The sequence below is a fragment of the Kribbella sp. NPDC004875 genome, assembly GCF_042873375.1.
GTDB lineage: Bacteria > Actinomycetota > Actinomycetes > Propionibacteriales > Kribbellaceae > Kribbella.
This window is the reverse complement of record NZ_JBIALI010000005.1, coordinates 362058-373445: the sequence shown is the minus strand read 5'-3', so window position 1 is coordinate 373445 and position 11388 is coordinate 362058. Positions and strand designations below refer to the sequence as shown.

General features: G+C 68.4%; 8 protein-coding genes. 1 reads left to right on the top strand and 7 read right to left on the bottom strand.

The genetic code is table 11. From position 1 onward, the window contains the following. The first annotated feature begins 928 nt into the window (after nucleotides 1-928). On the top strand, nucleotides 929-1933 hold the full coding sequence (locus tag ACFYRH_RS28285; RefSeq protein ID WP_387781709.1) for a LacI family DNA-binding transcriptional regulator: 1005 nt from the start codon (nucleotides 929-931) through the stop codon (nucleotides 1931-1933). Nucleotides 1934-2419: 486 nt separating this feature from the next. Here ACFYRH_RS28285 and ACFYRH_RS28280 read toward each other — a convergent pair whose 3' ends face one another. Genes ACFYRH_RS28280 through ACFYRH_RS28250 form a run of 7 tightly spaced genes read right to left on the bottom strand, consistent with a single transcriptional unit; the run spans nucleotide 2420 to nucleotide 11316 of the window. Next, a complete protein-coding gene (locus tag ACFYRH_RS28280; protein WP_387781707.1) occupies nucleotides 2420-3034 on the bottom strand; it encodes an SGNH/GDSL hydrolase family protein in 615 nt (204 codons plus the stop codon). Continuing rightward, nucleotides 3031-3966: a glycoside hydrolase family 130 protein gene (locus ACFYRH_RS28275; RefSeq protein ID WP_387781705.1), complete on the bottom strand. Its 936-nt coding sequence runs from the start codon at nucleotides 3964-3966 to the stop codon at nucleotides 3031-3033. Before ACFYRH_RS28275 ends, ACFYRH_RS28280 begins: the two co-directional genes overlap by 4 nt. Further along, nucleotides 3963-5252: an ABC transporter substrate-binding protein gene (locus tag ACFYRH_RS28270; RefSeq protein ID WP_387781703.1), complete on the bottom strand. Its 1290-nt coding sequence runs from the start codon at nucleotides 5250-5252 to the stop codon at nucleotides 3963-3965. The genes ACFYRH_RS28275 and ACFYRH_RS28270 overlap by 4 nt, the downstream gene beginning before the upstream one ends. 11 nt (nucleotides 5253-5263) lie before the next feature. After that, complete coding sequence (locus ACFYRH_RS28265) at nucleotides 5264-6145, bottom strand: carbohydrate ABC transporter permease (RefSeq protein ID WP_387781701.1); 882 nt, start codon at nucleotides 6143-6145, stop codon at nucleotides 5264-5266. Then, nucleotides 6142-7044 carry a carbohydrate ABC transporter permease gene (locus tag ACFYRH_RS28260; protein ID WP_387781699.1) on the bottom strand — a complete coding sequence of 301 codons (903 nt, stop codon included), beginning with the start codon at nucleotides 7042-7044 and terminating at the stop codon, nucleotides 6142-6144. Before ACFYRH_RS28260 ends, ACFYRH_RS28265 begins: the two co-directional genes overlap by 4 nt. Then, nucleotides 7031-10054, bottom strand: a complete 3024-nt coding sequence (locus ACFYRH_RS28255; RefSeq protein WP_387781697.1) for an alpha-mannosidase — start codon at nucleotides 10052-10054, stop codon at nucleotides 7031-7033. Before ACFYRH_RS28255 ends, ACFYRH_RS28260 begins: the two co-directional genes overlap by 14 nt. Beyond that, nucleotides 10054-11316, bottom strand: a complete 1263-nt coding sequence (locus ACFYRH_RS28250) for a DUF4185 domain-containing protein (RefSeq protein ID WP_387781695.1) — start codon at nucleotides 11314-11316, stop codon at nucleotides 10054-10056. The genes ACFYRH_RS28255 and ACFYRH_RS28250 overlap by 1 nt, the downstream gene beginning before the upstream one ends. Between the last annotated feature and the right edge of the window lie 72 nt (nucleotides 11317-11388).

Sequence of the window (11388 nt, the reverse complement as noted above, 5' to 3'; positions counted from 1 at the left end):
AACGCCGCACCACCCACGGACCACCCGCCGGCCACCTCGCGACGCAGGTGAAACGAACACCGCTGCGCGGCGACTCAGCTCTTCTCACCTCCAGCGGTCGCGGATCGTGCACCCGAGGACCCCACCCGGCGTCGAAGACCTGCCCGGACCGCCGCACCACCCACGGACCACCCGCCGGCCACCTCGCGACGCAGGTGAAACGAACACCGCTGCGCGGCGACTCGGCTGTCCCGCCGCCCGCGGCGACGATCGCGCCTCGGGCTCCCGATCGGCGCCCCGGACCTGCTCTGAATGCCCGACTCGTGGCAAATGGTTCGCACGCCAAACCCGAGTCGTGGATCGCGGTTACTGAACGCAACCAAAACCGACGACTCGACGCACGAGGCTCGGGACGGGTAGACGTCAGGCGAGAACCGCCCGGATGCGCGATCGGGTTACGGACGCGACCCGTCTCCGCACGCAACAGCTCGCGCACCCGCCGGCGGTGGAACTGAGCCGCCCCGCAGCGGTGACCGATCTCCCCGCGCGAAGCACCCACCAAGCGCGACCCCGACGCACCGTCGCATCGCCCGCGCCACCACAGGTGCGCGTACAACACCCCGCGCACCCGCCGGAGACGGCGAAACTCAGCCGCCGCGCAGCAGTGACTCATCTCCCCCAGCCCGAACATCCACCGACCCCGAGCCCGACACGGCGCCGCATCGCCCACTCCACCACATCCCCAGCGCCCGACAGCTCGTGCACCCGACGGAGGCGGTGGAACTGAGGCGCCGCGCAGCGGTGACCGATCTTCCCCAAGCGAAGCGCCTACCCGACGTACCGCCCCGTGGGGTGCGGCGTTTTCCGGAGGATCTCGTCGTACGCTTCGGTTTGGGCGGAGAACCGTGGCTGAGGAGGACTATGTCAACGTTGACATTACACTGGGGTCATGAGTGAACCTGCGCGGCGGCCGCGGCTCGAGGATGTGGCGGCGACGACCGGTGTGAGTATCAAGACCGTGTCGCGGGCCCTGCGCGGTGACCCGAAGGTGCGGGAGTCGACGCGGCAGCGGATCGTCGCGGAGGCCGACCGCCTCGGCGTACAGCTGAACGACGTGGCGGCCGGACTGCGCCGGAAGAACCAGGCGATGACCTCGATCGGAGTCACGCTCGGCGACTGCACCAACCCGTTCTTCGCTCCGATGCTGCGCGGCATCCACTCCGTCGCCTCCGAGCGCGGGTACCTGGTGCTGACCGCCGACGCGCAGAACGACCCGGATCTCGAGCACCGGGCGATCCGATCGTTCTTCGCGCACCGGGTGGCCGGCCTGATCATCGCGCCGGTCGGCGACGACCTCGGGTACCTGGCGAACGAGGCGCGCTTCGGGTCCGCGATCGTGTTCGTCGACTCCCCGCCGCCGGGGCTCGGCGAGTCGATGGACTCGGTCACGACCACGAACGCGGCCAGCACCACCTCGGGGATCGAGCACCTGCTGGCGAAGGGCTGCCGCCGGATCGCGTACCTCGGGCACCCGCGCAGCGGCAGCGGCGCCCAGGAACGCTGGGCCGGGTACGTCGCCGCGCTCGAAACCGCCGGGATCGCGGTCGACCCGGCGCTCGTTCGCGACAATCTGGTCAGCGAGGACGACGCCCGTCGAGCCGCCGACGACCTGCTCCCGACCGCCGCACCCGATGCGGTGTTCGTGGACAACAACCGGTTGTGCACGGGGTTGCTGCAGTCGGCGGCGTTCGCGCGGCGGCGGATCGACGTGGTGTGCTTCGACCGGTTCGAGCTGGCGGCGGCGTTCGGGGTGTCGGTGATCGACAGCGACCCGTACGACGTCGGACGGGCCGGCGCGCAGCTCCTGTTCGAGCGCCTCGCCGACCCGTCCCGCTCCCCCCACCGCCTCGAGGTCCCCGCCCGCCTCGTCGTCAACGACAACCCCACCTACTAGCCGGCCCGCCCCCTCACCCGTCGGGTTGCCCCACAAATTCCGGTCCGGCACCCCCCAATCGAACAGGCACCCCCGCAGGTGAAGGGCGGCCCCGTCAGGCGGACGGTTGCCCGCTCAGGCGGAGGCTTGCCCCCTCAGGCGGAGGGTTGCCCCCTCGGAATTCGAGGGGGCAACCCGTCGGTTGGGCGGGCAACCCCCGGGCCGAGCCGGCACCCCCGCAAACGGAGGGTTGGCCCACCAACAACAGGGTTGCCCCCTCAGATGCAGCCCTGCCCCCTCGAAAATCGAGGGGGCAACCCGTCGGTTGAGGAGGCAACCCTCGGGCCGAACCGGTACCCCCGCAAACGGAGGGTTGGCCCACCAACAGGAGGGTTGCCCGCTCGGGTGGAGGGTTGCCCGCTCGGGTGGAGGGTTGCCGCCTCGGGTGGAGGGTTGTCGCCTTGGAAATCGCGGGGGTGGGCCGGCGGTTGAGGGGGCGAGGCCGCGTTAGCTCACCTGGCGGAGCCAGGATTCGGCCAGGGCCTGGTGGCCGGCGGGGGTCGGGTGGACGCCGTCGAAGAGCCAGTGCTCCGGACCGGTGCTCGCCGCGAGTTCGGCGAACATACCGTCGGCCGCAACCAGAGCCGCGCCGAACTCCCGCGCCAGCTCTCGCACCACCTGGATCTTCGCGTCGAGGTCAGCCCGCCAAGCCCACTGATCCTCCTTCACCGGCAGCAGGAACGGCTCGATCAGCACCAGTTGTACGTCGGCCAGCGGCTCCAGCAACCGCCGATATCCGGCCCGATACGACTCAGCCGGAACCTCCTCGTGCCCGAACGAGAACCGGTACCCCGTGTCGTTGATCCCGATCAGGATCGACACCACGTCCGGCCGGGCATCGAGTACGTCGGACTGCCACCGACTGCCCAACCCGGCGAGCGTGTCACCGGAGATCCCGCTGTTCATCCACACCGGCACGCGATCCGGCGTACGGCGGCCGAACTGGCCCGCGACGAGTAGCGGGTACCCGTACCCGAGCGGGTTGTCGGTGTCCCGGCGGTGGCAGTCGGTAATCGAGTCCCCGGTGAACATCACGCGGGCACCGTCAGCAAGTTCGATCACGAGCCCTCCGGGGTGAACGTGGCGACACCAACGGTGGTATCGCTCTGGCCGTAGTACGCGAACCAGGTCCCGCGGTGGAACACCAGTCCTTCGACGAACGTGACGTTGTCGACCAGGCCGTGCTGGTCCTCGTACGTGCTCGGTTCCAGCCACGGCTCGGTCAGTTTGGCGACGACCTTGTCCGGTTGCCGCGGGTCGATCAGTACCTGACCGCAGGCGTAGTACACGCCGCCTTCGGGCCGGACCACCGCGCTGTTGTGCATCAGCAGGACGTGACCGGTGCGGGTCCGGACCGGTTGCGGACCAGTCTCGACGAGGTCGCCCATGAACGTGCCGGGTTCGGGCCGTAGCACCGGCGTCGGATCGGCCTTCCAGTGCAGGAGATCGTCGGAGGTGGCGAGGTGGATGTTGCCCTCGCCGAACCACATCAGGTACCGCCCGTCGATCGGCTCGGGCAGGATCACGCCACCCTTGCTCCACTCCGGCCCTGGCGTCTCGCGGACTCCGGCGAACGTGTTGATGCCCGGGAACATCGGCCCGTGCTTCTCCCAGGTCCGCAGGTCGGTCGACGTCGCGAGGCAGAGCCGCGCGGTGTGCCGGTCCCAACCGGTGTACGTCAGGTAGTAGGTCCCGTCGACGAGGACGACACGCGGATCCTCACACCCGAAGCGTTCGTAGTCTTCCGTGGGCGACAGCACCGGATCGGGCTCGGTCTCGAAGGTGAGACCGTCGTCGGACCAGGCGAGACCAAGATGCGACACGATGTCCGCGGCATGCGCGCGGTAGATCAGCGCGATCCGCCCGTCCACCACCAAGGCCGACGGGTTGTAGACATTTGCCGACTCCCACTCGTGCCGGCCGGGCCGGAGAACGGGGTTCTCCGGCCGCGGCACGAACGGCCCGAACGGGTAGTCGACCACCGGCGCGCTCATTTGTTGATCAACTTGTTGACACCGGCAACCATGCCGTCGACGCCCGCCGCCACGTCCTTCTTCCCGGACAGCGCCGGGTTCCAGGTGGTACCGACCACGTCGCCGGCCGGGGTCGACCACGGGTCGAGGAACTGGGTGACGAACTTGTCCTTCACCCCCAACTCGTACGTCGCGGTCGCGGCGATGCTCTTCGCCGCGGCGTCACCGGCCTGCAGCGCTTCGTAGTACCCCTTGGAACCGGGCTCGTAGGCGATCGGGGCGATCGGCTGGTCCTTCATCGTCTCGTTGAAGCCGGTGACCTCCATGTAGCTGATCACCTTCCACGTGGTCTCGGGGTCCTTCAGCGTGGCCGGCGAGCAGACGCCGTTGGTCTCGATCGGCTGCACGGATTTCGCCGTACCGGCCGGCCAGGGGGCGTAGCCCCACTCGAACTTCGGCTTGTTCTGAGTGATCGACTGGTGCAGCCACTGGCCGCCGAACATCAGCGGGATCCCGCCGTTGGCGAACCTGGCGACCGCGTTCGTCCCGTCGTAGTCCGGGTTGGTCATCTCGCCGGCCTTGATCGCCGCCGCGATCCGCTCCGCCCCGGTCCGGAAGGTCGCGTCGGCCTTCAGTTCCTTGGCACCGATCGGCTTGTCGATGATCGGCGCGCCACCGTTCGCGACGGAGTACGCCGAGACGCCCTGCGGGCTCTCCAGCAACGACCACGCGTTCACCAGGGGCGTGGTCTTGGCGTCGGTGCGCTTCAGGGCCGCGATGTCGGTGAACAACTGGTCCCAGGTCCACCCGGTCGCGGGCACCTTCAGTTTCGCCTTGTCGAAGGCCGTCTTGTTGTAGAAGAACCCGTACGTGTTCGCCAGCGTCGGGATCCCGAACAGCTTGCCCTCCGGGTTCCGCCACAGGTCGAGCGACCCCGGCGAGAACTTGTCCGCCTGCAGCCCGTCGCCCTTCTTCAGGTACGACGACCAGTCGTACAGCAACCCTTCCGCCGCGAGGTTCTGCTCCTGCGAGTTCGAGCACCAGAAGAAGTCCGGGGCCTTCTTGGACATGATCAGCGAGGCGAGCTTCTGCGCGTAGTCCGCGTTCGGCGACTCCTCCCGCTTGACCGTGACGCCGTCCATCTTGGCCATGCTCTTGTCCAGGGCCGCGTTGGTGGCCACGGACTCCCAGGTCATGTAGGTGACGTTCCCGTCGCCGCCCTTCGCGGCGCCCGAACCGCCGCCACCGCAGCCGGCGAGGGCGAGTCCGGCGACGACGAGCACTGCGGTCGCCCTGATTGTGGGCATCATCGATCTCCTCATTTGGCGATGGTTCCGAGGGCGCCGAGGCCCTCCATGAAGTAGCGCTGGGCGAGGAAGAACAGCACCAGCGGCGGTACGACGAACAGCAGGTTCGTCGCCATGTAGTAGTTGTACTGAGACCCCGCCTGGTCCGACAGGAACGCGGCCATGCCCAGTGGGAGCGTGAACTTCTTCGAGTCCTGCAGGTACACCAACGGACTGAGGTAGTCGTTCCAGGCGAGCTGGAAACTCATGATCGCGACCGTGATCCAGACCGGCTTCGTGAGCGGCACCATGATCCGGGTGAAGATCATCCAGTGCCCCGCGCCGTCGATCGTCGCGGATTCGTCGAGGTACTTCGGGATCGACTGGTAGTACTGCCGCGCCAGGAACACGAAGATCGGGCTCCCGAAGAACGCCGGCAGGATCAGCGGCACCCAGGTGTCGATCAGGCCCAGGCTGATGTAGAGGTGCTGCAACGGGATCAGCCCGACGATGCCCGGCACGAAGATGCTGCCGGAGATCAGCGCGAACCAGAACCGGCGGCCCGGGAAGTCGATCCGGGAGATGCCGTACCCGACGATCATCGAACTGACCACGGCACCGATCGTCGACAGTACAGTGACGATCACGGTGTTCAGCAGCAACCGGTAGAAACCGATCTGTGCCGGACCGTCGACGAAGTTCGCGGCCCGGAACTCGCGGGGCAGGAACGACGGTGGCAGTTGGTTGATGTCGCCGTTGCCCTTGAGCGCGATGCTGACCATCCACACCAGCGGCAGCAGCATCGACACCGCGAGCAACCCGCAGAGGGCGTACCAGGCGACTCGGGACAGCATGAACGGCACCCGCTGGGTCAGCGCGGCCGGACGTGCGATGACAAGCGCTTCGGCGGTCATGAGCCCTCCCCCTGGTAGACGCGGTTCCGGGTGAGGCGCAGCATCACGACGGTCACCAGCATCACGATCACGAACAGCACCCACACCTCGGCGGTCGCGTACCCGAGCTGCGGTGAGGTGATGAAGTCGGCGAACCCGTCGTTGTAGATCTTGTACATCAACAGGTTCGTGGAGTGTCCGGGTCCGCCCTTGGTCAGGATCGCGACCTGGTTGAAGGTCTGGAACGCGCCGTTCAGCGCCAGCATCAGCTGGAGCATCATGATCGGCCCGATCATCGGCAGCGTGATCTTGGTGAACCGGCGGAACGCGCCGGCGCCGTCGACCTTGGCCGCCTCCTGGATCTCGTCCGGCACCGCCTGCAGCCCGGCGAGGAAGATCATCATCGTCCCGCCGACACTCCAGACGCCGACGATCAGGATCGCGGGCAGCGCGACATGCGCGTCCCCCAGCCACATGCTCGTCGGCAGGTGCAGGGCCTTCAGCAACTGGTTCGCCAGCCCGTACGTCGGGTCGTAGATGTACTTCCACAACGTCAGTACGGCGACCGCGGGCAGCACGACCGGCAGGTAGAAGATCGTCCGGAACACCTTGACGCCCTTGATCCCGCGGTTCACCACGACCGCGAGCGCGAGCCCGGCGAGCAGCGTGGCCGGCACCGAGATGACCACCCACAGCACGGTCACCTTCAGCGACGGCCAGAACGTCGGGTCGTTGGTGAACAGGAACTTGTAGTTCTCCAGGCCGACCCACGTGGCCGGTGTCAGCCCGTTCCACCGGGTGAACGAGTGGTACAGCGAGGTCACCATCGGGTAGGCGACGAACAGCAGCAGGCCGATGATCGCGGGCGAGATGAAGCAGTACCCCAGGATCGCGTCCCGGCGCCGCTTAGTGGAGTTCATCGGAGTCCACCTCCCGGACTCGAAGCCGGACGGTCAGGATCTGGAACGGACGCAGTTCGAAGCTCCCGTCGAAGCTCCCGAGCGGGCGCTCCAGCAGGTCGACGATTTCGGCGCCCTCGGCAACGAAATCCCAGTGCAGCCGCCCGCTGGTGCGCGCGCCGAGCGCCTCGTAGAACCGGACGATCACGTCCCCGGAGCGGTCCTCGGCAAGCTTCACGGTCTCGATCACCACGCCCTCGCCCTCGACCGCGACGACCGGCGCAGGTGCCGTCGTACCGCGGACCTCGCGGACCGGGAGGTTCAGGCGCAGACCGGCCTCGACCGCGGTCGCTATGTCGGCGCCGGACACCAGCGTGTAGCGCGCGTGGTGCCGGCCCTGGTCGGTCTCCGGATCGGGGTACCGCGGCGCTCGCAGCAGCGAGAGCCCGATCCCGGTGCCGGTCCGTCCCGCCAGTGGATCACCCGATCGCCCCGGCAGCCGCCGTATGTCGTGCCCGTACGTCGAGTCGTTGGCGACCGCGATCCCGAAGCCGGGCTCGCCGACGTGCACCCACCGATGCGCGCACACCTCGAACTTGGCCTCGTCCCAGGTGGTGTTGTCGTGCGTCGTCCGGCGGATGTGACCGAACTGGATCTCGGCCGCCGCGTCGTTCGCCCGGACGTCCAGACCGAACGTTGCTTTGAGCAATTTCTCCCGCTCGTGCCAGTCCACCTCGACCGCGAAGTCGACCCGATCCGAGCCGGCCGCGAGGGTGATCGTCTGGTGGTACGTCGACGCGCCGTGCGACCGGCGTACCTCCACCACCACCTCACCCGGCCGCTCGGTGACGTGCAACGAATCCAGGACCCGCAGCGGCGTCGCGGTCGCGCGGTAGGTGTCGTCGAGATCCCAGGCGTCGAAAGCGTTCGGGAGGTCGTGGTGCAGGACCAGGTCGTTCAGCCGGGCACCCTCGGCGACGAGCTCGCGGTGGTAACGCGTGTCGACGAGCGACGGGATCGTTCCGTCGGGAGCGATCGTGATCCGCAGGACACCGTTGTCGATGACCAGATCGTCACCACGCTGCACCGACACGGCAGGACCCGTCGCTGCCGGCTCCTGCGATGCTCCCAGCGCCGGGAGCCCCGCCACGACGGACGGTACGGCGTTGAAGCGGATCGTCGTCTCGCCATCGCCGGTCAACTGCCCGAGAGCGCTCGCGATCAGCTCCTCGAGCTCGGCCTGCACCTGCTCGTACGCCGCCCGCGCCTCCCGATGCACCCACGCGATCGACGAGCCCGGCAGCACGTCGTGGAACTGGTGCAGCAGGACCGTCTTCCAGATCCGGTCGAACGCGTCGTACGGGTACGGCGCTCCGGCGCGGAGCGTGGCCGTCGTACACCAGAGCTCGGCCTCGCGCAGCAGGTGTTCGCCGCGGCGGTTGCCGCGCTTCATCGCCGCCTGCGACGTGTAGGTCCCGCGATGCGCCTCCATGTACAGCTCTCCGACCCACACCGGTGCGTCGGGGTACTCCGCTTCCGCGCGCTCGAAGAACGCGGCCGGAGTCAGGTGCTCGATCGGCGGTGCGCCTTCGAGATCGGCTTGCCGCCGGGCGCGCTCCATCATCAAGGAGGTCGGCCCGCCACCGCCGTCACCATGACCGAAGGGCACGAGCGAGGTCGTCGCACCGGCGTGGTCGCGGAAATTGTGAGTCGCGTGGTTCAGCTCGGCCGGAGACAGCTCGGACAAATACGTGTCGACCGGTGGAAGGTGTGCGAACAGCCGGCTCCCGTCGATCCCTTCCCACCAGAACGTGTGGTGCGGGAACGGGTTCGTCGGATGCCACGCGAGCTTCTGCGTCAGGAAGTACCGGAACCCCGCGAGTACGGCGATCTGCGGCAGCGCGGCCGTGTAGCCGAACGAGTCGGGCAGCCAGACCTCCCGCGGTTCCACACCGAAGCGTTCGGCGAAGTACCGCTTGCCGTGCACGAACTGGCGGACCAGCGCCTCGCCGCCCGGCATGTTCGTGTCGGACTCGACCCACATCCCACCGGCCGGGACGAACTGGCCGGCCGCGACCGCGTCGGCGATCCGCGCGAACAGCTTCGGCTGGTGCTCCTCGATCCACGCGTACTGCTGCGCCTGCGAACACGCGAACCGCAACTCGGGATAGTCGTCCATCAACGCGAGCACGTTCGAGAACGTCCGCGTGCACTTGCGCACGGTCTCGCGCATCGGCCACAACCAGGCCGAGTCGATGTGCGCATGCCCGACGGCCGCGACCCGATGCGCGCTCGGCACCGACCGCGGCGCCAGCACCGGCGCGAGCTCGGCCCGCGCCGCGGCGACACAGTCGGCGATCCGGTCCGGATCGATGACATCGCAGGCCCGATCGAGTGCCCTCAGGATCTTCGACCGGCGCGGATCGTCGGCGGCCAACTCGACCGCCCACCCGATCAGTACGTCGAGATCGATCGCCAACTGCTCCGCGTCCCGGTCGAGCGCGACGAGTTCGGCCCGCCGGAACCGGTACTGCGGTTCGCCGTGCGGATCGAGCCCGTTGCCGAGGTCGGTCGGACGGAACGCCTTCGCGGCGACATCCGGGTTCGCCGCGGCCTCGACGTACAGATCGACCGTGGTCGACCCGGGGTCGACGTACTGGCTGCGGGGATGGACGCCCTTGATGATGCTGCCGTCGGCGCGGTGCACCAGGCCCTCGCTCTGGAAGCCCGGCCCGCCGTCGAAGCCGAGGTCGATCACCACGGCGGCTTCCCCGGCTGCTCCGTCGGCCCAGTCGGCCGGGACCTCGCCCCGGAGCCGGAGCCACGAGGTGGTCCAGGCCGGGCCCCACGCGGACCCGGCGGCGAACGGTTCGAACGGTCCGGCGACGGCCTGCTCGAAGGGCTCGGGCTCACCGGGCAACCGCCGGACGGTGATCTCGAGCGGCGCCGACCGGCGCTCGACGGCGGGCAGGACCCGCTCGTCGAGCATCCGGCGCGCCCGATCGATGGTGCGTTGGGGGTGCTGGTGCATCACTTGCCCTTCGAGGCTTTGGCGAAACGGACCTTGACGAGCATCTGGGCACCGGTCGACGAGGTGTAGTAGGTGTAGTACTTCGTCAGGCCGTCCGCGCTTGTGTACTCCGGGTGCGCGAACGCGGCGTACTCGATCCCGCTGGTCTTCGCGGCGGTGAAGAGCTTGGTCGCCGTGCTCCACGGACCCCACGGGTTCGGAGCGGTCTGGTAGAAGACGTCCTGCGACTGGAACGGCATGAACGTGTTCACGTAGGCGCCGAACGCGCTGTCCCAGTAGACGGTCGAACCCGCCGCACCCGTGGCCTTGACCAGCACGGTGTTGGTGGGATCCGCCGACCACTGCGGCTGACCGTTGCTGCCGGCACCGGTGTAGTAGCGCCACTGGGAGATGTCGGTGACGTTCGCGACCGGGACCTTGGCGACCGCGCAACCGTCCAGCGTGCACTTGCCGTACCCGTAGAGCGTGTCGCCGACCAGCACCATCGCGTTGCCGGTCCAGTCCTGGCCGACCGGGAAGAACAGCGTGTTGTCGGTGCCTTCCGGGCTCGGGATGTCGGCCGGCCGGTTGGTCGCGGTGAGCCGGGTGATCGTCTTGCTGTTCATGTCGACCGAGACCAGGCCGGTGCCCTGCGCTTGGCCGACGAAGCCGGACTCGCACGGCGTACCGACCCGGCCGCCGCGGCAGAGCTTCCCGTACGACACCAGGATCCGGTGCCGGGCCTGGTCGACCACGACCGGACCGGGCCAGTGCGCGAACACCGTTCCGCAGTACTCGTCGGTGGAGTTCGTGCAGTCGCTCGACGCGTGCTGCTGCTGGAAGGCGAGCTCGGCGGCGGAGAACGGGACGAACTCCGGGGGTACGCCGGTCGAGTTCTCGTCGAGCGGGTTGGCCGACGTCAGCGTGATGTTGTCGCTCGCGTCCAGGTCGCTGGTGATCGCGGCGGTGCTGGTCAGGAAGCCGTCCGGGTTCTTCAGGATCGTGTCGTCGAAGAACCACACCGACTGGTTGCCGTAGCGGACGCTCTGCCCGTTGTCGCGGGCGGCGTTGTGCGGGTTCTGGGTGAGTGGGCCGAGCTCGGTCGTGCTCTCGACCACCAGGTTCGAGGCAGGCTTGACGGGCTTGGCGGCGTCCACAGCGGTGGTGACAGGGGTGGTGACAGGGGCGGTGACAGGGGCGGGTCGGGCGGCCAGGGCCGGCGTGGAGAGGGCGGTGGCGGCGAGCAGGATCGCCGCGAACAGGGAAAGGCGGGGTTGACGCACGGTTGGTACTCCCTCACTGGGTGGCAACAAGTGCGAAGCGATTTGATGATGTCAACGTTGACATAGCCTTGT